General features: G+C 55.8%; 23 protein-coding genes and 2 pseudogenes. 15 read left to right on the top strand and 10 right to left on the bottom strand.

The window, feature by feature from the left end:
* Window positions 1-133 precede the first annotated feature (133 nt).
* Window positions 134-2257 carry a TonB-dependent receptor gene (locus AC1RP7_RS00255; RefSeq protein WP_057714878.1) on the top strand — a complete coding sequence of 708 codons (2124 nt, stop codon included), beginning with the start codon at window positions 134-136 and terminating at the stop codon, window positions 2255-2257.
* A gap of 113 nt (window positions 2258-2370) precedes the next feature.
* Here AC1RP7_RS00255 and AC1RP7_RS00250 read toward each other — a convergent pair whose 3' ends face one another.
* The 9 genes and pseudogenes from AC1RP7_RS00250 to AC1RP7_RS00210 form a co-directional block, all read right to left on the bottom strand.
* The gene (locus AC1RP7_RS00250; RefSeq protein WP_057714877.1) at window positions 2371-2823 is read right to left on the bottom strand and encodes a thiol-disulfide oxidoreductase DCC family protein; all 453 of its coding nucleotides are present in this window, start codon (window positions 2821-2823) and stop codon (window positions 2371-2373) included.
* Between the two features lie 111 nt (window positions 2824-2934).
* A complete protein-coding gene (locus AC1RP7_RS00245) occupies window positions 2935-3141 on the bottom strand; it encodes a co-regulatory protein PtrA N-terminal domain-containing protein (protein ID WP_057714876.1) in 207 nt (68 codons plus the stop codon).
* A 72-nt stretch (window positions 3142-3213) separates the two neighbouring features.
* Complete coding sequence (locus AC1RP7_RS00240; protein ID WP_057714875.1) at window positions 3214-3867, bottom strand: hypothetical protein; 654 nt, start codon at window positions 3865-3867, stop codon at window positions 3214-3216.
* Window positions 3868-4145: 278 nt separating this feature from the next.
* Window positions 4146-4424 (bottom strand): DUF2790 domain-containing protein, encoded by a 279-nt coding sequence (locus AC1RP7_RS00235; protein WP_057714874.1) that lies wholly within the window; start codon window positions 4422-4424, stop codon window positions 4146-4148.
* 312 nt (window positions 4425-4736) lie between these two features.
* Window positions 4737-5072 (bottom strand): hypothetical protein, encoded by a 336-nt coding sequence (locus AC1RP7_RS00230; protein WP_493180893.1) that lies wholly within the window; start codon window positions 5070-5072, stop codon window positions 4737-4739.
* Between the two features lie 169 nt (window positions 5073-5241).
* Window positions 5242-6216, bottom strand: a pseudogene (locus AC1RP7_RS00225) (methyl-accepting chemotaxis protein); the annotation flags it as partial.
* Window positions 6217-6498: 282 nt separating this feature from the next.
* A pseudogene (locus tag AC1RP7_RS00220) lies at window positions 6499-6807 on the bottom strand (PAS domain-containing protein); the annotation flags it as partial.
* 215 nt (window positions 6808-7022) lie between these two features.
* Complete coding sequence (locus AC1RP7_RS00215; protein WP_407515457.1) at window positions 7023-7559, bottom strand: P-loop NTPase family protein; 537 nt, start codon at window positions 7557-7559, stop codon at window positions 7023-7025.
* 114 nt (window positions 7560-7673) lie between these two features.
* Window positions 7674-9011, bottom strand: a complete 1338-nt coding sequence (locus AC1RP7_RS00210) for an MFS transporter (protein WP_493180894.1) — start codon at window positions 9009-9011, stop codon at window positions 7674-7676.
* 264 nt (window positions 9012-9275) lie between these two features.
* Here AC1RP7_RS00210 and AC1RP7_RS00205 point away from each other — a divergent pair, with 264 nt between their 5' ends.
* From AC1RP7_RS00205 to AC1RP7_RS00140, 14 genes are all read left to right on the top strand, one after another.
* On the top strand, window positions 9276-9806 hold the full coding sequence (locus AC1RP7_RS00205; protein WP_493162477.1) for a nucleotidyltransferase family protein: 531 nt from the start codon (window positions 9276-9278) through the stop codon (window positions 9804-9806).
* 57 nt (window positions 9807-9863) lie between these two features.
* Window positions 9864-10025 (top strand): DUF2986 domain-containing protein, encoded by a 162-nt coding sequence (locus AC1RP7_RS00200; protein ID WP_079246754.1) that lies wholly within the window; start codon window positions 9864-9866, stop codon window positions 10023-10025.
* 426 nt (window positions 10026-10451) lie between these two features.
* Window positions 10452-11138, top strand: coding sequence for a GntR family transcriptional regulator (locus tag AC1RP7_RS00195; protein ID WP_057714869.1), 687 nt, complete (start codon window positions 10452-10454; stop codon window positions 11136-11138).
* A gap of 194 nt (window positions 11139-11332) precedes the next feature.
* Entirely contained in the window at window positions 11333-12181 is an 849-nt protein-coding gene (locus tag AC1RP7_RS00190; RefSeq protein WP_154909029.1) for a glycine betaine ABC transporter substrate-binding protein, read from the top strand.
* Between the two features lie 78 nt (window positions 12182-12259).
* Window positions 12260-13378, top strand: coding sequence for a quaternary amine ABC transporter ATP-binding protein (locus AC1RP7_RS00185; protein WP_057714867.1), 1119 nt, complete (start codon window positions 12260-12262; stop codon window positions 13376-13378).
* Window positions 13375-14223 carry an ABC transporter permease gene (locus AC1RP7_RS00180; RefSeq protein WP_493180895.1) on the top strand — a complete coding sequence of 283 codons (849 nt, stop codon included), beginning with the start codon at window positions 13375-13377 and terminating at the stop codon, window positions 14221-14223. Before AC1RP7_RS00185 ends, AC1RP7_RS00180 begins: the two co-directional genes overlap by 4 nt.
* On the top strand, window positions 14220-15071 hold the full coding sequence (locus AC1RP7_RS00175) for an ABC transporter permease (RefSeq protein WP_057714865.1): 852 nt from the start codon (window positions 14220-14222) through the stop codon (window positions 15069-15071). The genes AC1RP7_RS00180 and AC1RP7_RS00175 overlap by 4 nt, the downstream gene beginning before the upstream one ends.
* Window positions 15072-15083: 12 nt before the next feature.
* Entirely contained in the window at window positions 15084-16082 is a 999-nt protein-coding gene (locus AC1RP7_RS00170; protein WP_493180896.1) for a 4-hydroxyproline epimerase, read from the top strand.
* 112 nt (window positions 16083-16194) lie between these two features.
* Window positions 16195-17178 carry a GlxA family transcriptional regulator gene (locus AC1RP7_RS00165; protein WP_218496080.1) on the top strand — a complete coding sequence of 328 codons (984 nt, stop codon included), beginning with the start codon at window positions 16195-16197 and terminating at the stop codon, window positions 17176-17178.
* A 276-nt stretch (window positions 17179-17454) separates the two neighbouring features.
* Window positions 17455-18177, top strand: coding sequence for a GntR family transcriptional regulator (locus tag AC1RP7_RS00160; RefSeq protein WP_493180897.1), 723 nt, complete (start codon window positions 17455-17457; stop codon window positions 18175-18177).
* Window positions 18178-18276: 99 nt separating this feature from the next.
* Window positions 18277-19596, top strand: coding sequence for an NAD(P)/FAD-dependent oxidoreductase (locus tag AC1RP7_RS00155; RefSeq protein ID WP_493180898.1), 1320 nt, complete (start codon window positions 18277-18279; stop codon window positions 19594-19596).
* A 172-nt stretch (window positions 19597-19768) separates the two neighbouring features.
* Window positions 19769-21100, top strand: a complete 1332-nt coding sequence (locus AC1RP7_RS00150; protein WP_218495877.1) for an MFS transporter — start codon at window positions 19769-19771, stop codon at window positions 21098-21100.
* A gap of 95 nt (window positions 21101-21195) precedes the next feature.
* The gene (locus tag AC1RP7_RS00145) at window positions 21196-22101 is read left to right on the top strand and encodes a dihydrodipicolinate synthase family protein (protein WP_090455159.1); all 906 of its coding nucleotides are present in this window, start codon (window positions 21196-21198) and stop codon (window positions 22099-22101) included.
* On the top strand, window positions 22098-23594 hold the full coding sequence (locus AC1RP7_RS00140; protein WP_493180899.1) for an aldehyde dehydrogenase: 1497 nt from the start codon (window positions 22098-22100) through the stop codon (window positions 23592-23594). The genes AC1RP7_RS00145 and AC1RP7_RS00140 overlap by 4 nt, the downstream gene beginning before the upstream one ends.
* Before the next feature lie 333 nt (window positions 23595-23927).
* Here AC1RP7_RS00140 and AC1RP7_RS00135 read toward each other — a convergent pair whose 3' ends face one another.
* Entirely contained in the window at window positions 23928-24536 is a 609-nt protein-coding gene (locus tag AC1RP7_RS00135) for a trimeric intracellular cation channel family protein (RefSeq protein WP_218495875.1), read from the bottom strand.
* Window positions 24537-24826: the final 290 nt, after the last annotated feature.

Below are 24826 nucleotides of genomic sequence, written 5' to 3'. Positions count from 1 at the left end.
GCATTGCACTAACGCTTCTGTCGACCGCCCATGAAATTGAGACGATCGTTCTGAGTTGCATATAGGAATGATATGTATTTACTTACAAAAGATAATCGTTATTATTCGCGCGATAATTCAAACAAAGGTGTCCATGGTGGCTCGATCGCGCATTTACCCAGCCTCTCTGTCGTTGCTGGGTGTTCTGGTTGTACCTGAATTACAGGCAGAAACGGAGTCTGCTCTAACCCTACCGGCAACCGCTGTGAACAGTGAGTACAGCGAGCAGAGCTACATGTCGACCGAGAGCAGGAGCGCGCTGAAGATCGACGCCCCTCTACGAGATATCCCGCAAACCGTCAATGTGATTCCCCAAAGCGTCATCAAGGATCAGGGGGCGCGGTCGATGGAGGACGTGCTGAAGAACGTCCCTGGTATCGGCCTGTCCAATGGTGACGGTCAGCGCGATCAGGTTACCATCCGTGGTTTCAGTGCCATTGGCGACATGTATGTCGACGGCATTCGCGACGATGCGCTGTACTTCCGGGATCTGTCCAACGTCGAGCGGGTGGAAGTGATCAAGGGGCCGGCTGCGGTGCTCTATGGCCGAGGCTCTTCGGGGGGGCTGATCAACAGCATCAGCAAGACACCCAACTTCGCACCCAAGCAGGAGGTCGGCGTCAGTGTCGACAGCGAGGGCGAAAAACGCACTCAGTTCGATGCCGGTTGGGCCGATCAGCAGCAAGGCAATAAAGCCTTTCGTGTGACAGGCGCGCTGGAGAACAGTGACACCTACCGGGATGACGGCTACATCGACCGCAAGGCCATCGCGCCTTCGGCCTACTTCAAGCTCTCGGATGATCTGGAACTGGACCTGGGTGCTACCTATCTGTATGACAAGCGCCTGATTGACTTCGGCATCCCGGCACGAGGCGACCGCCCGGTCGATGTGGACCGCGACAAGCGCTTCGGTGCCGCCGACCCGGATGATGACTACACCCGTAGCGAAGTGTTCTCGTTCACGGCGGGTGTCGACTACCGGATCAACGACGATTTCAGCCTGAGCAATACCAGTCGTTACTACCACTACGACCTGGATCGCAACAACACACTCGCTGACTCCAGCCCGACACGTTTCGTCACTGCTCCCAATGGTGAACTGCTGGTAAAACTCAACCGCGGCAACGTGCAGCGCAAGGAGGACGGGTGGTTCAACCAGACCGAACTCAAGCAGCGCGCCGTGCTTGCCGGGATGAACCATAACCTGCTCTATGGTGTGGAGTTGGGGCGCCAGGTGAAGGACCAGTCCGTATTCAGCCAATCCAATGTGGCCCGGGTGCCGGTGTACCGCGATGCCTTGGTCGACGTGCCGTTCCAGGCCAACCGGCAAACCGCCAAGGGTACCAACACCCAGGACACCGCCGGCTTCTACGTACAGGACCTGATCGAACTGGCGCCACAGTGGAAGGCACTGCTGGGTGTGCGTTACGACGTGTTCGACCAGGAGTACGCCGATGACCTGACGCACAGCGAGCTGTCCCGCACCGATACGACCTGGAGTCCGCGAGTCGGTCTGGTCTACCAGCCTGATCAAGTGCAGTCCTATTACGTCTCGGTGAGCCGCTCCTACCAACCCTCCGCCGAGATGTTCGCCCTGAGCACGACGAACCAGGATCTTGAACCAGAGGAAACCACCAACTTCGAGATCGGCGGCAAGTGGGACCTGCTCGACAATCGCCTGGCGTTGACCGCGGCGCTGTTCCGTCTGGAACGCACCAATATGAAAACCAGCGATCCGGCGAACCCGACCAAACTGGTGCTTGCGGGTGAGCAGCGCACCGACGGTCTTGAGCTGACCGCCAGCGGGCAGTTGAGTGACAAATGGCAGGTCTATGCCGGTTACGCCTTTCTGGATGCCGAAATCACCAAGTCCAACAGCTTTACCAACGGGGTCGCCAACGAAGGGCAGGTGCCCACCCTGACGCCGCGCCACAGCGCCAACCTGTGGTTGGTGCGTTCACTGACGCAAACCTGGCGTGTGGGCATGGGGGCCAACTATGTCGATGATCGCTATACCGCGCTGGATAACAATGTGGTCATGCCGGCTTACACAACCGTGGACGCCGCGCTGCTGTACAACGAGCCGAAATGGGACATGGCCCTGCGTCTGCGCAACGTTTTCGACAAGGACTATTACGCTTCGGCGCATGGCTCAGTGGATCTGATCACACCCGGTGCCCCACGGACGCTGGAGCTGAGCACCAACTATCGCTTCTGAGTACAGACCTGAAGAACGGGCGCCCGGCATTGTCGGGCGTTTGTTTGAGGGGATTGTCTCCTGAAGCGATAGCCGGTTCCTCAGGGCGATCCGGTTAATGCGCATGAGGGCGTTCACAGGGGGGCTTTCAAAAAGCGCTGTTCATGATCAGGGTCCGGCAACAGGCATGTGTCGTATTTCCCGAAGAGCCGATAACGATTAAGCGCAATGCGGTCGTATGCCCAATCCAGAAGCGTGCGAGGAAAAATGCGCAACAGAAGCACGGGGTGCCAGCGTGCGGGCAACTGGGCAATGACTTCGAAATATGCTTGCGAACGCTCCCAGTAGTGTCGGTCGCGGATCACCGCCATGGTGTGGAACTGATCCAGGGGCAAACCTGCCCATGCGAGCAGAGCCTGCCCCTCGGGTGACTGAACCGCCGCCAACCGCACGCGCCGCTGGCGGTCATGGCGAATCAAGAATCTCACCCAGCCATTGCATAGCTTGCAGACACCGTCGAACAAAACAACCGTCTCTCCCGGTTTGAGCAACGGCGCGGGTGAGGGGCGGGTTTGCGAGACTGGCATAGGCGTGGGTCCAAGGGATCTCGGTTAAACCGGCGCTAGCAACACCTTGGGTACTGCTAGCGAGGCTTGAGGCTGCACATTTCTGTCAGCCGGGAGGACAGGCTACATCGATCAGCTGTTGGTGTGATTGGCAGCCTTGGCTTTGCTTTCAGCGACAGCGGCTTCAGCCTTCTGTTTCTGTGCAACCTGGAAGGCCTCCATCGAGACTTTCCGGGCCGACTCCATGCGATTGAACGTCTTGTCACCACCACCTGTGGCCATCGCCAGAGAAGAAGCGGTCAGAGCGGCGATTACGAAAAGGGCTTTCATGGATTTCATTTGGGTATCCTCAAGTGACATTTTACGAACTGCTAAAAATGGGTTTTTTGGCTAAAGCTGAACTTCCTTGTCTCACCATCCAGCCAGGGCGGCGTTTCCTGGTGACCAGGTGCCTTGGTCCCTACGTGCTTCGGTGTCTCTGCTTTTTGCCCAGGTGGTGAGCAGTACCATCGCTCCGAAACCACCGACGATGAGTACCGGATAGGCTGCCAGCAACTCCACCAGCGAATACTTCCAGGCCAGCGGACGACCAACACCCAGCATGGCGGCATAGAACCACGACACGCCAGAGAGGGCGCCGGAGAACAGCGCCAGCATGCGCAAGCTGAAGGAGAGTTTGAGTAACGAACCGGCTTTTTTCAGCGCCGGCAATACCGCGCTATGCAACAGGAAACCGTTAAAGGTCAACAGCACAACTATGCCGATTTTGGCTTGCAATTTTGGATTGAGGAAATATTCCATCCCCTTGCCGGCATAATCGATCCCGACAATACCAATGCCCGTAATCCAAAGCGCTACAAGTGCAAGCACTACGGTTTTTTGAAGGCTTTCCATGTGCGCGTCATCGTGGTGGCCTGACGCATCTCCCTTCAGGAGTTGCTTGACCATTGCAATGTCGCTGGTCAATACCAGCCCGATTGCTACGCAGCAGGCGATAAGATGAAAATATACAACGCCTAAACGCACATATTCCACGGTGGACGAAGAGAACATACTAAGTTCCATGGTGACCTCTTGGTTTCAATAGTGAATCAACTTGGCTCTATGCACGGCTTGATTGGAATTTACCGTTGCTGACTGCCATTTAGATCCAGCAATTGTTATCAATTAATCTTGCGACATTAAGCCACCAAGATAAAAGTGAGTTTCTCGAATGAACGTTTAGTCATTCGATCATGTCCATTTTCAGGTAACAAAAAACCTCAATCGCACTGAGTGCCTGGGAGGTTTAACTTCCGCTTCTGGGGGGGGCGGTGAGGCCCGGAATCCGATCGACGAGCGGATCAGGCAATGCTGGTGGGGTTGGCAGGGCTTGCACCCCATTCGAGGAAACGGATCTTGTGAAGCTCACCCTGGCTGTCCAGGTAGACCACAGTCACTGGTACTACGCCGGTCTTGTCGGATGTATCGGTGCGCTGCAGTACCTGTTTCACATCGATGTCCATACCGTAGTGATAATCGACGGCTGAAACATGCGCGCCGGGTTCTTGCAGGTTGTTCTGGTCAAAGACACTGGGTGCGAGACTGGAAATCACGGCACTGACAATTGTGGCCATGCTCATAAGGCTATACCTCCACTGAAGTTCGCTTGACGGGGACCTAATGTGACACGTTGAGTAAGTGAAGTTCACCTTGCCGCGACGAACGCGCCTGCCTGAAAAGCCTGTAGTGGCTGTAAACTCCCGGCAATTCCCCACGCTTGACGCCTTTCGACCATTCGTCCTTTTAACCCCGTATTTGTTGACCAAAGTCCGTTTTTGAACGATGTCATAACATGTCATGATGGATTTTCATGCTGGGTGAATCAGTGAATTGTTGCCTGATGCCAAAGGCAAAAAAGCCCGCTCAATGGCGGGCTTCGTAATCGGTTTTTCCTATAGTGCGTCGCCAAAACCCTTACGGAATTCGTCTTCAAGCTTCTGACAAGTTTCTACGATGATGCTTTTCCCGACTGCAGGGCCGGAGTAGCTGTTTACTTCCTGGCGGCATAGTTCGACGGCATCTCGGGCCTGTATCATTTCCTTGTCTTGCGACCTGTTACTGACAGAAGAGCCCAAAGCCAGGTACAAGGTGATGGCGATAATGGCTCCGATGAGGACCTTGCTGACAGGGCCCATTCTCTTTTCTGACGGTAGTGGCCGCCCAGGCGGGATTTGTATTTTCTGCCTGAGGTCGGATTGGCAGTGCTTGCATAGAATGGCTTCAGCCATGATGACTTCCGCGCAATAAGGGCAACTCATTTTTCCAGCCTCCACAGATGAAACTCCTTTTTCAAAACAGGATTCTATCATTGGGACTGGGGGCGTTGAGGGACGCGTCGCTGTTTTCCACTGAGGCTGCCTGTTGTCCGGATGCAAGATGGTCAACAGGCACTGATGGCTATCGGCTGAAACGTTCGGCCAGGCTGTGCAGATAATCGGCCATGACTTCCAGATCCTGGCTGATCGCCGCGCCTTGCTTGGCCTGCCCGGCACTGTGGTCGCACAGTTGGGCAATCCGGGTGATCTGCTGATTGATATCTTCAGCCACGTGACTTTGTTCTTCAGACGCCGAGGCCATCTGCTGGCTCATGCCGGTTATCCGGGTGACGGCCTGGCTGATGCCGACCAACGCCGACTGCACCGCCTCGACACTTTGCATGCTTTCGCGGGAAATCTGCTCGCCACGATTGGCCGTTGATACGGCGCGATCGGCACCGGCATACAGTGAAGCGATAATGCCGTGGATCTGTTCGGTGGAGGTGCGGGTGCGTTGTGCAAGGGAGCGCACCTCGTCGGCAACCACGGCAAAACCGCGACCTTGCTCACCTGCCCGGGCCGCCTCGATGGCCGCATTGAGCGCCAGCAGGTTGGTCTGTTCGGCAATGGAGGTGATGACATCCACGACACTGCCGATCGATTGCGTTTCGCTCGCCAATGCATCGACCGCCTGGCCAATCTCGTTGACCGCCTCATGCATGGTTTTCATGGCGCTCAGGCTTTGCCGGGCCAACTCACTACCGTCACGGGTCAACTGGTCAGCCTCCGACGCGGCATGTGCGGTGCTGATGACGTTCTGCGTGACTTCCTGAATGGTGGCGGCCATCTGTGAAATGGCCGCTGCAGACTGATCGGTTTCACTGCGCTGACGATCAAGCGACTGTGCCTGGGAACCTGAGAGCTCGGATGATTGCGCCGCCTTGGCCTTGACATTGACCCCGGCATCGACGAGCCGGCTCAGGGCTGTCTGCAGGCGCGCTTCCTCACTGACCATGGCCATGTCCAGTTGCCCTTGGGGGCCGTGGTTATCGCTGTAGGTGAGGGCGACCAACGGATCGGAAAAGGCTTTCGGATGCTCGGCCAGGGTACGCTCGATGGCCTTGCGATTTCGGGACTCGATCAGGTACCAGGCAACGCCAAGGCTCGCGATCAGGACTCCTTGTGCCGCGGTTGTCGATAGCCACTGAATACCGAGCAGTGAAACCCCGCCAGCCATCAATAATGGCCACCCCTGTCGCAGTGGCCGGAAAATCCGCGCGCTGCGCGCAACGATCGGCTTGCCGGCCCGCATCCTGGAATAGAGCGCTGATGCCCGGCGGACCTGGTCGCGGCTGGGCACCGAGCGGACCGACTCGTAGCCACTCATGCGTCCGTTTTCATAGATGGGCGTGACGTAGGCACTGACCCAATAGAAATCACCATTCTTCGAGCGGTTTTTCACAATGCCCATCCAGGGTTTGCCTTGCTTGATGGTGTGCCACATATGCACGAATACCCCGGGTGGCATATCGGGGTGTCGAACCAGGTTATGGGTCTGACCCACCAGTTCGTCGTAGGTGAAACCGCTGATGGCAACAAAGGCGTCGTTGCAGTAAGTGATTCGGCTATCCAGATCGGTGGTGGAGATCAATCGCTGTTCGGTGGGGAAAACTCTTTCATGCTCGGTTACGGGTAAATTCACACGCATACAATGCGACCCCTCGGATTATTATTATGTTGAGCATATAAATCAGAAATGCGCCCAGGCATTGCGCCAGCCGGGCAAGGCGTCAGATCGGGGGATTCAACGCGCGGGCCCGAAGAGGAATTTATGGACGGGGGAGGCTATCGACCATTCATTCGACGACAATTTCTTTTCATTTCATGACAAATCGGCGATATCAATGTGAAATCATGCGCCCTCTATACAGGGCAGGTGCCTGGCATTGCGGGCAAGCCATGGAGAAAGGCGGCAATCTGCTGGCTATTGCACAAATGCACGACAGGAATCCGCGGACCTGTGGTCAGGCGCACCGCCTCGATACCGGGGCGATAACCCTGATCGAAATTCCACACAAAGTTCAGAAAGGTCAGGAACGCCCGGTCGAGCTTCTCTGGGCAACCGGCTGCAAGGTCAGGGCGAGGGCGCTTGCTGATGCTGCGCATGATCACTCGGGCGAAGCAGGTCAGGCGCGGCGTATCGAGCCAGATGATCAGGTCGGCCCGGGGCAGGCGAAGGTCAAAGGTGCGCCGGGCATAGTTGCCTTCACAAATCCAGGTATCCGCTGCGATCGCGGCGCTGACCCGCGCGCGGAATTGCTCCGCGTCGGGTTCTATCCAGCCGGGCTCCCAGAACAAGGTATCGAGGTGCACCACGGGCAGGCCCAGACGCTTGCCAAGGGCGCGGGCGAGGGTGGATTTGCCGCTACCGGCATTGCCTAGAATTACAATCCGTTGCATGAGTGACGTCCTGTCGCGAAAAAAGCCGGCAATTGTGCAGGGTTTTGACGGCCAGTCAACGGCCGCTTAGGGAAACCTCGCTCACGTGACGCCTGGCCGGCTCGTTTCGTGTTTTCAGGCGGATGCGCCCACGCCCTCGGCTTTCTCCTGCGTCGCAACGTCATGCAGGGAAATCCTTGAAGTCTCCGGTAATGCCAGCCCGCCCGCCAATGCGAGCAATGCAATCGCAATCAGGTAGAACGCCGGCGACAGGTTGCTGCCGGTGGTGCTGATCAGCCACGTTGCCACCAGCGGCGCGGTGCCGCCGAAAAGGGTGTACGCCATGTTGTAGGTGATCGCCGAGGCGGTGTACCGAGTGCGGGTAGGGAAGGTTTCCGAGAGCAAGGCTGCGGTTACCACGCCACACAACACCGCGCCAATCGCCAGGAGCATGACGCCGACGATGGACGCTGCGAACGAGCCGGAGCTGGCCATCAGGAACGATGGATACACGACCACGATCAACAGCGCGCATGCGGTCATCACCGTGACACGACGCCCGACCCGGTCCGAATACAGCCCGGCCAGCGGGCAGATCGCCGCAGCGAACAGCAATGCAATCAGTGACACCAGCAAGGCTGTTGCGCGACTCAGGCCACCGGCCACTTGCAGGTAGGTCGCGAAGTAGGTGGTGAACATATAAAACGAAAGTGCCGTGAGTGACACAAAAGCGCCCAGGCAACAGATCGCCGCACCATGGTTGCGCAAGGTTTCCTTGAGTGGAGAATGTGCGACAGCATGTTCCTGAGTCACCGCCTGGAATGCCGGTGTCTCATCGAGCTTCCAGCGCAGGTAAAGCCCCACCAGGCCCAGGGGTGCGGCAATCAGGAACGGCAGGCGCCAACCCCAGCTTCCCATTGCTTCGGCCGACAATGATGCCTCGAGCGCGTAGGCCACCACGGCGGCCGCGGCGAAGGCGGAAAATGTCGACACCGGAATGAAGCTGCCGTACCAGGCGCGCTTGTCACTCGGCGCATGTTCCATCAGGTAGGCACAGGCACCTGCGTATTCTCCGCCGGCGGAAAAGCCTTGGGCGCAACGGATCAGGGACAGAAGAATCGGCGCCATGACCCCGATTGCCGCATAAGTGGGCAGCAGACCGATCAAGGTCGTTGCTCCTGCCATCAGCAGGATGGTCATCGCGAGGGTGCGCTTGCGGCCGATCCTGTCGCCCAGCATGCCGAAGAAAATCCCTCCAAGGGGCCGAAACGCAAAGGCCACGGCGAATACCGCAAAGGTCTTGAGCAGCGCGGCACTGGCATCGCCGCTGGGGAAGAATTGCTGGGCGATGGTCGTGGCCAAAAAGCCATACACCGCAAAGTCGAACCACTCGACGAAATTGCCGATGCCGGCAGCCACAATCACTCTTCTCAGTGTTTGTGGGCTGACTTGTTCCGTAGTTGCGTTCGTCATGCTTGACCTCGACAGTTCGTCAGTAAGCTATCGATTATCGTGGCAGGCACTGAGGTGGTTCACTTCAAAAGTGTCACCCACATAGTCAGTACCGACTTCAGGCCATTGCATCAGGCATGATTCGCGCCAGATTGGCCGAGGGAGAGAAAAGGGCGACTTTTTTGCAAATTTGAACAGCGTTGAGGGTATCGTCGGTCGCTGGAATTAGATCAATCAGAAGGGATGAAGATGACATTGACTGTCGAAAGCCTGGTCAGGATCGCAATGACCAATCCGGTAAACGCAGAAATTTCCGCTCGTTTGCCGGAGCTCGGTTTGAACCAGTGCATGCTCACGGCCGGTTGTTTGTTCCAGGCCGTCTGGAATCAACAGGCACAGCGACCGCCAGAGTGGGGCGTGAAGGATTACGACGTCTTTTACTTCGATGATGACCTGTCATGGGAAGCTGAGAATGAGGTCATCGAATCAGGTCAGCGTCTGTTCCAGGACCTGGACGTGAACATTGAGATCAAGAATCAGGCCCGCGTCCACCTGTGGTACCGCCAGCGCTTTGGTGGGGATTATCCAAGGCTTCAGTCGGCTAAAGACGGGATAGATCGCTACCTGATTGCCGGCACCTGCATTGGCCTGGATATCGAAACGGGTGAGGTCTATGCGCCCAACGGCCTGGCCGACACCGAGCACGGGCTACTTCGAATCAACCCAAAGAATCTCAAGCCAGAGCTGTTCGATCAGAAGGCGAGAAGTTATCAGGCTCGCTGGCCGTGGCTCAGGATCGTGGAGCCGCAAAGTTGAATCGGCTAAATGTCTCAAGCTGATATCATTCAAGAATTACAGGCTGAGTAGAACAACATGAACCGTCAAAAGAAACTAAAGCAACTGTTCAAGGCTAAGGCCAAAAAGGCCAGTGCCAAACTGGCACCGAAGAGCAAGCCTAAATACATTTGTAAGGCGGACCGATTGAAGCTGGCGGCAGAAACCGTTGGCGAGTCAACGATCGCCTCTGAGAGCTGATTCAGGTCGGACCGCGTAGACGTGGTCGACCCCTTCCTTCAAGTCGAAGCCGCTTCGCGGCTTTGAATGACCAGATCCCCCTCGCTACATTTCTCGAACATTGCCCCGTTTGTCATGTCGGCAGCATGTCGTTTGCGGTCTTGAAAATGGCGCCGTCGGACATCCGACCCAGCCAGGTGGCCGATCCCGAGGCCGAAGGGCCGTTCAATTTGCGACAGGTTACATTTCTGTTAACGACCCTATGATTTCGGTTTGAGATTTTATCTATTTGATTTGTAAGGAAATAATCCATTTCCTATGTGTGTTCTTACAGTATTTTCTGTGTATACATAAAAAATACAAATCATTGACGACACCCGAAACCCATGCGAATCTGAATTCAACAACAAGCCGTAACCGCTGATTTGACTGCCTCGGGAGGTCATTGTGAAAAACGGCAAGAGCACTCTTTATGACGACCTCAAGCGTCAGATCCTCACGATGGAGCTCGATCCTGACGAGGCGCTGGATGAGGTTGCCATCAGCGAACGGTACGGGCTTTCGAGAACCCCGGTACGGGAAGTATTTCGACGTCTTGCCGGTGAGGGGTACATCGATATCAGGGAGAACCGCGGTGCCCGGGTGATTCCCATGAACCACTCGACACTGCGAAATTTTTTCCTGGTGGCTCCCATGGTGTACGCCGCGATAGGTCGCCTGGCCGTTCAGAATTTCAAGGCTCAGCAGCTGGTTGACCTGAAGGAAACGCAACGCCGTTTCCGTGCTGCGACGGTGTCCCGTGATGCCCTGATGATGGTGGTGGAAAACAATCGATTCCACGCAATCATGGGTGAAATGTCGGGCAATCAGTACCTTGAGCCCAGCCTCGAAAGACTGCTGATTGATCACGCACGGATTGGTCATACATTTTTCCGCCCTCGCGATGAGGACATGGAACAACGGCTACAGCTTTCCGCAGAGCACCACGATTCTTTTATTGAAGCCATTGAGCGTCGTGACGAGAGCGCTGTAGTTGACCTGGTCTTTGAGCATTGGGAGCTCTCCCGCGAGAACATGGAAATGTTTATCGCGCCCAATGGAATGAAGGCAGACCTGCCAACTCCATTTAAATAATACCGGTCCTCGCTTAATTGGCATGAGGATCGATACGAGTTGATGTCGCAGAAACGGCGGCATTGAATATCAATCCGGATACGGATTGATAGGCAACAACAACTGAAACAGATGGTGAGCTTATAGCTGTGCACCACGGGCCTCTATTGTTTAGAGACTAATATAAAAAGTATTAACGTAGATCGAGGAACGCCATGAAGAAGATTTGGAAGGCAGTCTGCGCGGTCGCGATGATGGGCATGGTAATGCTGCCTGTTCACGCGGAAGAAAAAACAATCACCATGGGCACGTTGACCTGGGAAGACTTGACACCCATTACCGGTATTACCAAAAAGGTGCTTGAGGATTCCGGTTATAGCGTAAAAGTCATCGAGTTTTCCGAGTGGGGTATTGCTTATGCCGCTCTGACCAAAGGTGATATCCAGGTACTTGCCTCACAAACCGACTACGCGGCGAATGACTACTGGAACAAAAACAAGAACCGCCTGGAAAAACTATCCCCGGTTTCCTATGGCCTTTACCAGGCGATCGCCGTACCTAAATACGTCGACATCGACTCAATCGAACAACTCAATGACAACGCCGAGAAATTCGGCAACAAGATCATCGGTATCGAACCAGGTTCGGGCTTGATGAATGACGCGAGCAAGGCGGTCAAGGACTACGGCATCAAGTTGCAACTGCTCGAAGGCAGTACCGCTGCCATGACAGCCGCATTGAAATCGGCAGTCGATCGTAAAGAGTGGGTTGCCGTCACTGTGTGGGAGCCTTCATGGATGGCGCAGAAGTTCGACCTGAAGTTCCTCAAGGATCCAAAGGGTGTGTTCCCACCGCCACAAGGTTACTACTGGATTGGCCACAAGGATTTCTCAAAGGAAAACCCACGTGCACGTGAAGTAATGGCCAGCGTATACGTGCCGATTTCAGATATCACGGCAATAAACGGTGAAGTAAAGGACGGCAAGACCATGGAGCAAGCCATTCAAGGCTGGACTGATGGGCACGCTGACCTGTTGAAGCGCTGGGAAAACATAAAGAAATAACGAGCATCTTTTTAAACGCCACTGCCGCCCTTTGATTCATTAGAAAAACCAGAAAAACTGGTTCGACGGGTACGAAAAATGACAACGCCCAACATTGATACCAACGAAGTGCTGATAGATTGCCAGTCAGTCTGGAAAATCTTCGGGAAAGCCGCACCTGCTGCGATGAATGCCGTCGTTCAGCAGGGGCTCACCAAGACTCAGATCCTGCAAAACTACGGCTGCGTGGTCGGGGTCTCGGATGTCAGTCTCCAGGTTCGCCGGGGAGAGATCTTCTGCATCATGGGATTGTCAGGCAGTGGCAAATCTACGCTGATAAGGCTGTTGAACAAACTCATCACACCCAGCGCCGGCAAGATCGTAGTCAAGGGCAAAGAACTCTCGTCGTTGAATGCCGCACAACTGCGTGAGGTGAGGGCACGTCATATCGGGATGGTTTTTCAGAGCGTTGCGTTGCTGCCTAACCGTACGGTTCTGGAGAACACGGCGTTTGGACTGGAAGTACAAGGCGTGGGCAAGGCCGAGCGCTACAAGGTTGCCGAGCAGGCCTTGGCCAAAGTCGGGTTGAGCGACTGGATGTCGCGCTACCCCAGCGAATTGTCCGGGGGCATGCAACAGCGGGTAGGGCTTGCCAGGGCAATCACCGCAGACCCGGAAGTGATCCTGATGGATGAGCCTTTCAGTGCGCTCGACCCGTTGATTCGCCGACAGTTGCAGGATGAGTTCCGCCAACTGACCAAGGAACTGGGCAAGTCTGCAGTATTCATCACTCACGATCTGGACGAAGCGATTCGTATCGGCGACCGGATCGCGATCATGAAGGACGGCGCGATCATTCAGGTGGGAACTGCCGAGGAGATCGTCCTCAACCCCGCAGACGATTACGTCGCGGAATTTGTCGCCGGTATCTCCAGGTTGCATCTGGTCAGGGCAAATTCCGTCATGACGCCCGTGGAGTCATTCAAGGTAGCAAACCCCGGCTGCGACATCGCCCGGCTCATCAAAACCTCAGTCGATGCGGATATCAACGAGCTTATCGGCTTGACGATGAAGTCCGAGCGCGACGCACTCGCTGTGGTTGATAACGGAGTGGTAGTGGGGATCATTACGCCGCGTGATTTGCTGCGTGGCGTCCAAGGTATTCCAAACGAGTTCGCGGTATCGAAGGCCGCCACTGCACTGGAGGCCTCAACATGAGCACGCCTGACTTTTCCAGCCAATTCGATTCGGTCGTCGACTCGAGCCTTGAATGGCTAATGGACAATGGAGAGTCCGTGTTCGACACGACCAATGCGTTTTTGAAGGGCGTTTACGAAGGCGTGCAGTGGTGCATCGCCTACCCACCTTACTACGTCATTGCGATAGGCATTGCCCTGATCGGCTGGCGGGCTGTCGGTTTGCGTTTCGCGATCCTTACCGGGCTGGCCTTGTTGTTTTGTGATGTCATTGGTTTATGGTCAGAAACAGTCAGCACGCTTGCCCTGGTGCTGACATCTACCGTGCTTGCCTTGGTGGTGGCGATTCCACTGGGCGTGCTGGCGGGGCTCGCGCCTTCATTTGATCGGGTCGTGGATCCGTTCCTGGATCTGATCCAGACCATGCCGCCCTACATCTACTTGCTGCCGGCCATTGCGTTGCTGGGCTATGGCACGGCCACGGCACTGTTGGCGACCTTCATTGTTGCTGTGCCACCTGCCATGCGCCTGACCTCCCTGGGAATTCGCATGACGCCAAAAGAGTTCATCGAACTGGGGGACGCCAGCGGCGTCACCGGATGGCAGATGTTCTTCAAGATCCGCCTGCCGTTTGCCATGCCAAGCATCATGGCCGGGGTCAATCAAAGTCTGATGATGGCCTTCGGCATGGTGGTCATCGCCGGCATCGTCGGTTCCGGCGGCCTGGGTGAATCGATCTATGGCGCTGTTCGCACGCTGGACATCGCCAAGTCGATCAATGCCGCCATTGCCATCGTGATTTTGACCATGATTCTGGATCGATTGGCGCAGAGCGCCGCACGTTCCCGGATGGGAGAATCGAAATGAGTTCAGCAGAAATCCATTTTTCACCAGGCGCATTTCTCGCACCCGCCGTCGATTGGCTCAACGCCAATTTGCATGGGCTGTTCAAAGTCATCAGCCAGGTGATCGAGGCGGTACTGGGTGGCGTTGAGGGTGCATTGCTTGCGCCGCATCCCTATGCCCTGATCGGTGGGGTAGTGGTGTTGGCATTGTTTTTTGCCAACAAGAAAGTGGCCCTGTTTGCCGGGTTGATGTTGGCATTCTGCCTGTTCTCCGGGCTGTGGGTCGCGTCCATGCAGACCATTGCCCTGGTCTCGGTTGCGGTGCTGATTTCGGTATCCATCGCCTTTCCGCTCGGCGTTCTGGCAGCACGGGTGAAGCGGGTCGACGAGGCGTTCTTGCCGATCCTCAACATCATGCAAACCGTACCGCCTTGGGTTTACCTGATCCCGGCCGTGATGCTGTTTAGCCTGGGACGGGTGCCCGCGATCATTGCGACCATCGTCTACGGCATTCCACCGATGCTCAGATTGACGACCCTTGCCTTCAAGCAACTGCCCAAGGAGTTCCTTGAACTGGGCCAGGCCATCGGTGCTTCGCCAAGGGCGATATTGTTCAAGATCGAATTGCCGACTGCCGCGCCGACGCTGTTGGTGGGACTGAACCAATGCATCCTCCTGTCGCTGGCAATGGTGGTGTTGGCAGGCCTGGTGGGGGCGGGTGGACTGGGTGCTGAAGTCACCCGAGGCCTCACAAGGATGGAAATGGGGTTGGGCCTGCGTGCCGGCCTGGCGATCGTCGCTGTCGCACTCCTTCTGGATCGGCTGTCTCGCGGCGCGTTGCAGCGTCACTCCCCGCGCAAACTCGTGTAAGAGATTTTCAGAATGAGACGTAGCTTTTTTTGTGTTGATTCCCATGCGTGCGGGAACCCGGTTCGCGTCGTCACGGGTGGCGGGCCATTGCTGCCATCCGTCTCGATGGCGGAGCGACGCGAAATATTCGTTCGCGATCATGACTGGGTGCGCACGGCGTTGATGTTTGAGCCGCGAGGGCACGACATCATGTCCGGCGTGATCATCTATCCATCCTCCCGTGAGGATTGCGACTTCGGCGCCTTGTTTATCGAGGTTAGCGGGTGCCTGCCCATGTGCGGGGCGGGCACCATCGGATTATCTACCGTCGTCATCGAAGAAGGTCTGGTCACGCCTCGCGAACCTAGTCGGCTGGCCATCGAGACACCGGCAGGTCGCGTGGATGTCGACTACACCATGAACGGTGAATATGTTGACTCCATCCGCCTGTTCAACGTCGCCAGTTATCTGCACAGCGCCGATGTGGTGGTGGATGTGCCTGGTGTTGGCGAGCTTGTCGTAGACATTGCCTACGGCGGTAATTTTTATGCGGTGGTCGAGCCGCAGGAAAACTGGCCGGGTTTGAACGGATTGACCACGGCAGACATCGTCAGCCTGAGTCAGAAGCTGCGCACCGCTCTGGCTGAAGTCAGTGACCCCGTGCATCCAGAGAACAGCAGAATCAGTGGCGTTCACCATGTCATTTGGTGTGACGAGGAACACTCGACGGCAGCAGATGGGCGCGGTGCAGTATTCTACGGTGACAAGGCGATTGATCGCTCGCCCGGTGGCACAGGTACTTCGGCACGAATGGCGCAACTGTTTGGCAAAGGACGGTTGAAGGTCGGAGACACGTACCGCAACGAAAGCCTGATCGGTACGATCTTCGAAGGAAAAGTCGAAGCGTCGGTGAAAGTGGGAACCTTTGACGCAATCACGCCGAGTATCGGTGGCTGGGCGCAAATCACCGGACACAACACCATTTTTGTCGATGACAAAGATCCCCTTCGTCATGGCTTTCAGCTTGCTTGACGCGGCAGGAGTGGCGTCAGGATGATGGGCTTCTCAGCGCTGCAAATGACGCATTCTCGAACGTAATAGAGTGGATTGAAGATTGATCGAAAGACGCCAGTTTAGCGGAGGCATGAAGGGGAAGAATCTTCGCTATGTGAATGACAACCCCAACCAGCCGACGCAAATGGTTCGAGCCGGATTTCTGTTGCTCGAACATTTCTCTTTACCTGCGTTCACCCAGGCGCTGGATACGATTGTCACCGCGAATCTACTGCGTCCCAAGCTGTTCTCGTCCCAGACGTTCGGCTTGAACGACGGGGAGGTCATCAGTGACCTGGGCCTGGTCATCCGGCCAGATGCCCGTATCAATTGTTCGGTACTTCAAGACCTGGACATGCTGGTCATCTGTGGCGGTTACCGGACAGAGCTCAGGGCTAGCGATGAGTTCATACAGTTACTCAAGACAGCTGCGGGCCTGGGCATCACGCTCGCCGGATTGTGGAATGGCGCATGGTTCCTGGGGCGCGCCGGATTGCTCGCCGGCTACCGGTGCGCCATTCACCCCGAGCACCGTCCCGCACTGGCCGAGTTCTGCAAGGCGACACAGGTCAGCAGTGAGCCCTATGTGATTGATCGAGACCGGCTTACAGCCTCCAGTCCCTCCGGGGCGTTCCACATGGCACTGGACTGGATCAAGGGGCTGCACGACAAAGCGCTGGTTGAAGGCATCGAGGACATTCTTGCTTTTGAAGAGTCTCGCTACCGGCGCATCAAGCCGACAGAAAACATCTGTTTGAGTGCGCCGCTACGGGAGGTGGTCAAGCTGATGGATGCCAACCTCGAAGAGCCCCTGGAACTGGAGCAACTGGCGGCCTACGCCGGCCGCTCACGCCGGCAACTCGAACGCCTGTTCAGGGAGCAGTTGGGCACTACACCGCAACGCTATTACCTGGAGTTGCGCATCACCGAAGCGCGTCGGCTCCTGCAGCACACGGAACTCTCCCAGGTCGATGTGCTGGTTGCCTGTGGCTTTGTTTCACCCAGCCATTTCAGCAAGTGCTACAGCTCCTACTTTGGCTATCGCCCGTCGAAGGAAGTTCGTCTGGTCAAGTAAAGAAGTCCCATTGATTTGATGCTCACGGCGCTCTCCATCCGCCATTTATGAGTCGAGTGCGCTCAGGGTATGCCTGGGCGTGCCAATGTCTGTTTTTGCCAAAATCCGGCGCCCTGACGCCACCCTATATCCGCCTCCCAAAAACCACCCGTCGATTTGGGATGAGGGCTGTTTTGAATGTGTATTTTAATTGTAGACACAACGAATAACGTTGTTTTATAGTGAGAATACAGGTAGTAGACAGCGTTCACTCACCCGTACAAAGGTTTCTAATAAATGGCTACCAAAGAACTCGATCTGCAAGCCACCGCGGATCTGCCCGTTGACCGTAAAGCTGTGCTGGGAGAGGCGTTGCGTCGCCGGATCCTGAGCATGGAGCTGGCACCTGGCGCAGTCGTTGACGAACTGGCCTTGTGCGACGAGTTCGGCCTATCCCGACCACCTGTGCGCGAGCTCATGCGGCAGATGGCGGCCGAGGGATACATCGATCTTGAAGCGAACCGTGCCGCCCGCGTGTCGTCGATGAGCTACCAGTCGCTCAGAAGCTTTTTCCTGGCAGCCCCGTTGATTTACATCGCCACCACCCAATTGGCGGCCGCCCATGCAACGCCATTGGAGATTGCAGAGCTCAAGCGCATCCAGGCGTTCTTCCGCACGGCCATCGAAGAGAAAGATGTAGAGAAGCGAGTGCTCTACAACGACGAGTTCCATCTGCAGATCGGCAAGATGGCTCACAACGCTTACTTGATGCCAAGCCTGCAACGCCTGCTGATCGACCATGCGCGGCTGGGGAAGATCTTCTATCGCCATCCCACGACAGTGGACATGCAAGAAGACCTGGAAGTGGCGGCGCAACAACATGACGAAATGATCAGTGCCATTGAAAACCATGATCAGGTTCTGGCGGGAGATATCGTGCGCGCGCATCTGGAATTGTCGCGACGTCGTATGTCCGAGTACGCCGCGCCGGAAGGGTTGGATGTGGCACTTACCTACTAAAAAGCAGTACCGATGCCACTTGCATGAACCGTGTGACGAGAACGTGCAGAAGGGACGCTTTTAGTAACTACAAATACAAAAGAGCCCAGGTCGCGAAAAATGGCAAAAATCAGATACACACCTGCAGATGACTCTACATGCGGCTGGTTCCACCTTAGCCAGCCGAGAGTGGCCCGTGCGCCCCACTCGGGCATCCGCTCGGCCCGTTGGGTCGTGCTGGGTGCCGGGTTTACCGGGCTTGCGGCAGCTCGGCAAATGGCGCTGAATTTTCCGGATGACGAGATTATCCTGATCGAGGCCCAGGAGGTCGGTTACGGGGCCTCCGGCAGAAATGCCGGCTTCGCCATCGACCTGCCACACGATATCGGTGCCGATGACTATATCGGCGATATCGAGACGGCAAAAATCAGTATGGCGTTGAACCTGACAGGGCAACACATTCTGAAGAGCCTCGTGGAAAAACACCGGATCGACTGTCAGTTGCGCATGTGCGGGAAGTATCAGGCTGCCATTGAAGCCCGGGGTATCTCTGTTCTGGATGCTTATCGCCGTGGGCTGGACAAACTCGGTCAAGAATACGAAATGATCGAAGAGAAGGACTTGCCGGATCACATCGGCACGCCTTTCTATCGCAAGGCACTGTTCACCCCGGGCACGGCACTCATCCAGCCGGCCGCCTTGGTAAAGGGCTTGGCCGACAGCCTGCCGGCCAACGTGACGCTTTATGAAAATACGCCGATTACTGACGTGGAGTACGGCGACAAAACCATCCTCACCCATAAGAACGGTCGTATTGTTGCGGACAAGTTGCTGCTGACCAATAACGCGTTCGCCATGAGCTTCGGTTTTTTGAAAGGGCGCATGCTGCCGATCTTTACGTACGCAAGCCTGACCCGGCAGCTCACGGAAGATGAGCAGGCACGCTTGGGAGGTCGGCCTTATTGGGGTGTTATTCCAGCCGATCCTTTCGGCACTACATTGCGCCGGACAACGGATAACCGCCTGTTGGTGCGTAACAGCTTCAGCTTCAATGCCGACGGACGCAGCCATCAAAAATATCTGGAGCGGTTTATCCAGCGACACAAGGATTCGTTTGATCGCAGATTCCCCATGCTCCCCGATGTCAATTTCGAATACACCTGGGGCGGGTCGCTAGCGTTGTCGCGCAACCACATGGCGCACTTCGGGCAACTGGCCAACAATGTCTATGGTGCACTGTGCTGCAATGGACTGGGCGTGACCCGTGGCACGGTGACAGGCACCTTGCTGGCAGACTGGCTGGCAGGCAAGAAGGACCCACTGATCGATTTTCTGTTGTCGTCCCCAGGACCTAACAGAAACCCACCGGAACCCTTACTTTCAGCAGGCGTGAATATGAACTTGCTATGGGGACAGTGCCGGGCAGGGAAAGAAAGCTGATTTCGCAACACTCTGACAGGCAAGTTAAACGTTAAGTAATTGGTTAGAAGTTTTTAGCTTATTGGTTAGTCCATTAAGGCTGATGGTTTCTTATCGAGGCGGCTTTGATTCGCCCGGATTTTGGGCTTGCGCTTCAGCCCTCTGAATGACCGAAGCGGAATAGGAGACAATAATGACAAGTCCTAATACCTCTATTGAGGATGTTCCTCTCAATAATTTCCATCGTTTACTGACCGCCCGCTCCGGGGGCGGGTCATTTGTAGACGGTTATGTACTGAGCATTATCGGTATAGCGATGATGCAAATAACATCCGCCCTGAACTTGTCGGAGTTCTGGCAAGGAATGATTGCCGCATCGGCACTCATGGGGGTGTTTTTTGGCGGTTTCATCGGTGGCTGGTTGACCGACAGGCTGGGTCGCAAAAAGGTCTATTTCGTTGGGCCTACGCTGTTCATCGTTTGCTCGTTGGCACAGTTCTGGGTTGAGTCAGCACCGGTATTGTTCGCCCTCAGATTTATCATCGGTCTGGCGGTGGGCATTGAATATCCAGTGGCCACGTCGTTGTTGGTCGAGTTCTTGCCGAAGAAACAACGCGGTCCCAGGCTCGCGGCGCTGACCATCCTGTGGTTTGCCGGTGCGGCATTTGCCTACGTTGTCGGTACATCAATCCTCAATGTGGGCGGAGATGACGCCTGGCGTTATGCGCTGGCGAGTGCCTCCGTCATCGGGCTGTTGCTGCTATTGCTGCGTGTCGGCACCCCGGAGTCCGCGCGCTGGCTCTTGAGCAAGGGGCGAGAGGCTGATGCAGAGCGCGTGATCAAGCATGTGTACGGTCAGCACTATTCGCTTCGCGATCTCCCTGAGGAGCCAGACCAGAAGAAAACGTCATTCCTGGATTTGCTTCATTCCGGATATGGGAAACGGTTGTTCTTTGTTTCCGTCTTTTGGTCATGCTCGATCATTCCTGTTTTTGCAGTCTATGCGTTCGCCCCCAAGGTTCTCCTGGCGTTGAATTTGAAAGGGGAGTGGGCCTCATACGGTTCCATGATCATCACGATGCTGTTTGTGGTCGGTTGTGTGCTCGCGACAAGGCTGATCAACACGATTGGCCGACGCTGCATGCTTATTCACAGCTTTCTATGGTCGGGCCTGGCGCTGTTGGGCTTGGCGACTTTTTCACACAGCAATGAAGTACTGGTGCTCTTCCTGTTCGGTGCCTACGCGGTATTTATCGGTGGAGCACAAGTTCTGCAGCTTGTTTATCCGAACGAGTTGTTCCCTACAGAGGTTCGCGCATTTGCCGTAGGCATCGGAACTTCCCTTTCCCGAGTGGGAGCAGCGGTTGGCACTTACCTGGTACCTGTTTCGCTACAGACCCTGGGTATCGGCAACACGATGTATGTGGCCGCCGTGGTCACCTTTATCGGGCTGATGGCAGCTTGGGCCATGGCACCTGAAACACGTTCGTTGAACTTGCGCGACGCAGCGGCGCTGAGCAGTTGAGCAGCTGCAACTGAGCCGTAAGCGATGAGTTGTCCCTGATAAATGGCGGTGGACGCCAGGTTGAATAACATTCCCTTAGTACTGGAGAGGCAATCATGAAATTCGAAGGCATTTATACCCCGGCAATTACTCCTTTGACCGCGAGCGGTGAAATCGACAAGGCCGCTTTCGCCGACGTGCTGGAGTATCTGATCGAGTCGAAAGTGCACGGCATTATCATTGGTGGTTCGACCGGCGAGTACTACGCCCACACCTCTCAAGAGCGTATCGAACTGGCGACCCAAGCTAAAGATGTGATCGGCGCACGACTGCCACTGGTGATTGGTACCGGTGCAATCCGCACTGAAGACTCCGTCGAATATGCCAAGGCCGCTCGCGAGATCAAGGCCGATGCGATTCTGGTGGGCTCTCCGCCTTATGCATTGCCTACCGAGAAAGAAAACGCCATCCATGCGCTGACCGTGGATCGTGCCGCCGGCTTGCCGATCATGCTCTACAACTACCCGGCACGCATGGGCGTCAGCATGGGCCCGGAGTATTTCGCGGCCGTTGCCGAAAGCAAAAACATCGTGGCTATCAAGGAAAGCTCCGGTGACATGGCGCAAGTCCATCGCCTGGCACGGCAATACCCGAACATCAGCCTGTCCTGCGGCTGGGATGACCAGGCGCTGGAGTTCTTCGCCTGGGGCGCACGCAGCTGGGTTTGCGCCGGATCGAACTTCATTCCCCGTGAGCACGTTGCGCTCTACGAAGCCTGTGTCGTGGAAAAAGACTTCGATAAAGGCCGCAAGATCATGAGCGCCTTCATGCCGCTGATGGACTTCCTGGAAAGCGGAAAATTCGTGCAGTCGATCAAGGTTGGCTGCGAGTTGAACGGCCTTCGCACTGGCGGTGTACGTTCGCCTCTGCAACCTCTGTACGAACACGAGAAACAGGCCTTGCAGGACATCATCACCACTCTGAAACGTGACGTCGCCCAGGTGACCGGGAGCGCAAAATGACTGGCCTTCTCAGCGCGGCAGAATATGCCGCCATCGCTCGGGACCTGAAGTTCCCGACTCAGTCGTTCGTCAACGGTGAGTCCTACACATCGGTGTCGGGCAACACCTTTACGACAACCAACCCGGCGACCAATGACGTGCTGGCCGAGATCACGGCCTGCAACGCTCAAGACGTTGACTTCGCGGTGGCCAAGGCCAAGGAAGCCTTCGAAGATGGTCGCTGGCATAAACTGAGCCCTGGCGAGCGCAAGAAGGTGTTGCTGCGCTTTGCCGATCTGCTGGAGCAGAACTCCCACGAGCTTTCTGTCCTGGAAAGTCTGGATAGTGGAAAACCCGTTCGCGAGTGCCAACTCACGGATGTTCCGGAAACCATTCACATGATCCGCTGGCATGCGGAGTTGATCGACAAGATCTACGACAGCACCGCACCGGTCGGTCCCGGCGCGTTGAGCCTGGTGGTGCGTGAAGCCATCGGGGTCGTCGGTCTGGTGCTGCCCTGGAACTTCCCGCTGCTGATGCTGGCGTGGAAAATCGGCCCATCGCTGGCCGCGGGCTGCTCCATCATCGTCAAGCCGGCCAAGGAAACCACCTTGACGGCACTGCGTGTCGCCGAACTGGCTCATGAAGCAGGCGTGCCCGCCGGTGTGTTCAACGTGCTGTCCGGCGGGGGCGGTGAAGTAGGCGAGCCGCTTGGTCGCCACATGGACGTGTCCATGGTCAGCTTCACTGGCTCGACAGCCACCGGGCGCCGGTTCCTTAACTACGCGGCGGATTCGAACCTCAAGCGCATTGTGCTGGAGTGTGGCGGCAAGAATCCTGCAGTGGTGATGAATGACGTTGAAGACCTGGATCTGGTCGCCAGCCACGTCGTCAATGGCGCATTCTGGAACATGGGCGAAAACTGCTCGGCTTCCTCGCGCTTGATCGTGCATGCAGACATCAAGGACGAGTTGTTGAAGCGCATCGGCGTGCAGATGCGCGAATGGAAAATGGGCAATCCACTGGATCCGGACAATCGCCTTGGCGCCATGGTCAGCAAAGCGCATTTCGAGAAGGTTCGTTCCTACCTCGAGCAAGCGGCCGTTGAAAAACTCGACGTCGTTTATGGCGGCAACACCGAGAGTGACATCTTTGTCGAGCCTACCGTTGTCGATGGCGTAGGTGTCGACAGCCGACTGTTCCAGGAAGAGATCTTCGGCCCTGTATTGGCGGTCACCACGTTCAACACCGTTGACGAAGCCATCGCTCTGGCCAATGACTCGGTGTATGGCCTGGCGGCATCGGTGTACACCGACAACCTGCGCAACGCCATCAAGCTCTCGCGCGAAATTCGCGCGGGGATTGTGACGGTCAACTGCTTCGGTGAGGGTGATGCTTCCACGCCGTTTGGTGGATACAAGGAGTCCGGGTTTGGCGGGCGCGACAAGTCAATCTGGGCCCACGATCAGTACACCGAAATCAAGACCATCTGGATCGACGTCTCTGAGCGGTAATCTACCGAACGGATGACAGCGGTATGCACACTCATCCCGAATACCACGAATGTCGGGATGAGTGCTGCATCAAGCAATGGCAAAAAAACTGATAATGGCGACACTTGGATTTTCCAGCTTTCCAGCTTTCCAGCTTTCCAGCTTTCCAGCTTTCCAGCATTCATTGCCTTATTGGATGTTGCAATATTTCGCGATCGCATCCGTTTTTCAGAATCGTTTTTGCTGATTCTCGTCACATTGGGTTTAATCCTTGTAACGCATTCATTCGGTCTCGGCAATCAGGGCACCCTAGCGCTTCTATGGGGATTAGGGGCCGGTCTTGTCTTTGCTTTGCTAGCCCTGTTTGGTGGAGAAGATCGCCGGCATCTGGAGATGCTTGTAGATGGCGAGAAACCTCAAGCCGAAGGTGAAAATCAACGCAATCCAGCCGGCGATCCAGATCGAGGGGAATACGTTGCGCAGCAGAACATAGAGCGTGCATCCCAGCAAAATTGGCGTGGCATAAATGTCACGTGACATCAGCAGTGAGACTCTTCCGGCCAGGACATCCCGCGCGATGCCGCCTCCAATACTGGTCAGCACTCCCATCATCACTGCCAATGGCGCTGCGAGATGTAATGCCAGGACTTTCTCGGTAGCGGCCAATCCGAACAGCGCTGCAGCTAACCCATCGAGATAAAGCAACAGACGGTAACGCTGTTGTAGTCTTTTGGTCAGAAAAAACGCCAGGAGTGCTGCAAGCAAAGCGGCCCAAATGTAATTGAAGTCGGCAATCCAGAAGATCGGAAGATCCAGTAACAGATCGCGCAGGGTACCGCCGCCAATAGCCGTGATGATTCCGAGCACCACAGCACCAAACAAATCGACATCGGCTTTCTTGATGGCCAGCACACCTGTGATGGAAAACACCGCAATACCCAGCATTTCCTGAAGATAAAGCATCTTGTATTCCCTTCTCAGGTGACCCGGCGGTAGAACCGCGTTGATGAGTAAGACAATGCGAATTTCGACTTCGTTACATATAACAATAACTGAACTTTTAAAGGGCGTCTTTCTAAACTAGTGCCTTAGTGCAGGAAGTTTTTTATTGATGCGCTGGCGAGGCGTTGTGTCGCAAACAGATAAGCGAATGACGTACCCAGTCGATTCGGCGACTCAGGGCAAGCCGTAGCATCGTGGCCGTCATAAGGATTTGCATTGTGATGATTCTTAAAATTACAAGAGGTGCATTA

It is taken from the genome of Pseudomonas sp. GW822-FHT01E03 (assembly GCF_058802985.1).
The sequence above is the reverse complement of the archived record's forward strand: the minus strand, read 5'-3'. Positions and strand labels throughout refer to the sequence as shown.

Excerpts from the sequence above, each read along its gene's own strand:
- AC1RP7_RS00160 (WP_493180897.1), top strand. The coding sequence starts at position 17,455 with ATGGCTACCAAAGAACTCGATCTGCAAGCCACCGCGGATCTGCCCGTT.
- AC1RP7_RS00255 (WP_057714878.1), top strand. The coding sequence starts at position 134 with ATGGTGGCTCGATCGCGCATTTACCCAGCCTCTCTGTCGTTGCTGGGT.
- AC1RP7_RS00190 (WP_154909029.1), top strand. The coding sequence starts at position 11,333 with ATGAAGAAGATTTGGAAGGCAGTCTGCGCGGTCGCGATGATGGGCATG.
- AC1RP7_RS00200 (WP_079246754.1), top strand. The coding sequence starts at position 9,864 with ATGAACCGTCAAAAGAAACTAAAGCAACTGTTCAAGGCTAAGGCCAAA.
- AC1RP7_RS00140 (WP_493180899.1), top strand. The coding sequence starts at position 22,098 with ATGACTGGCCTTCTCAGCGCGGCAGAATATGCCGCCATCGCTCGGGAC.
- AC1RP7_RS00175 (WP_057714865.1), top strand. The coding sequence starts at position 14,220 with ATGAGTTCAGCAGAAATCCATTTTTCACCAGGCGCATTTCTCGCACCC.
- AC1RP7_RS00235 (WP_057714874.1), bottom strand. The coding sequence starts at position 4,424 with ATGAGCATGGCCACAATTGTCAGTGCCGTGATTTCCAGTCTCGCACCC.
- AC1RP7_RS00170 (WP_493180896.1), top strand. The coding sequence starts at position 15,084 with ATGAGACGTAGCTTTTTTTGTGTTGATTCCCATGCGTGCGGGAACCCG.
- AC1RP7_RS00205 (WP_493162477.1), top strand. The coding sequence starts at position 9,276 with ATGACCAATCCGGTAAACGCAGAAATTTCCGCTCGTTTGCCGGAGCTC.
- AC1RP7_RS00145 (WP_090455159.1), top strand. The coding sequence starts at position 21,196 with ATGAAATTCGAAGGCATTTATACCCCGGCAATTACTCCTTTGACCGCG.
- AC1RP7_RS00245 (WP_057714876.1), bottom strand. The coding sequence starts at position 3,141 with ATGAAATCCATGAAAGCCCTTTTCGTAATCGCCGCTCTGACCGCTTCT.
- AC1RP7_RS00250 (WP_057714877.1), bottom strand. The coding sequence starts at position 2,823 with ATGCCAGTCTCGCAAACCCGCCCCTCACCCGCGCCGTTGCTCAAACCG.
- AC1RP7_RS00150 (WP_218495877.1), top strand. The coding sequence starts at position 19,769 with ATGACAAGTCCTAATACCTCTATTGAGGATGTTCCTCTCAATAATTTC.
- AC1RP7_RS00185 (WP_057714867.1), top strand. The coding sequence starts at position 12,260 with ATGACAACGCCCAACATTGATACCAACGAAGTGCTGATAGATTGCCAG.
- AC1RP7_RS00230 (WP_493180893.1), bottom strand. The coding sequence starts at position 5,072 with ATGGCTGAAGCCATTCTATGCAAGCACTGCCAATCCGACCTCAGGCAG.
- AC1RP7_RS00215 (WP_407515457.1), bottom strand. The coding sequence starts at position 7,559 with ATGCAACGGATTGTAATTCTAGGCAATGCCGGTAGCGGCAAATCCACC.
- AC1RP7_RS00180 (WP_493180895.1), top strand. The coding sequence starts at position 13,375 with ATGAGCACGCCTGACTTTTCCAGCCAATTCGATTCGGTCGTCGACTCG.
- AC1RP7_RS00210 (WP_493180894.1), bottom strand. The coding sequence starts at position 9,011 with ATGACGAACGCAACTACGGAACAAGTCAGCCCACAAACACTGAGAAGA.
- AC1RP7_RS00240 (WP_057714875.1), bottom strand. The coding sequence starts at position 3,867 with ATGGAACTTAGTATGTTCTCTTCGTCCACCGTGGAATATGTGCGTTTA.
- AC1RP7_RS00155 (WP_493180898.1), top strand. The coding sequence starts at position 18,277 with ATGGCAAAAATCAGATACACACCTGCAGATGACTCTACATGCGGCTGG.
- AC1RP7_RS00165 (WP_218496080.1), top strand. The coding sequence starts at position 16,195 with ATGAAGGGGAAGAATCTTCGCTATGTGAATGACAACCCCAACCAGCCG.
- AC1RP7_RS00135 (WP_218495875.1), bottom strand. The coding sequence starts at position 24,536 with ATGCTTTATCTTCAGGAAATGCTGGGTATTGCGGTGTTTTCCATCACA.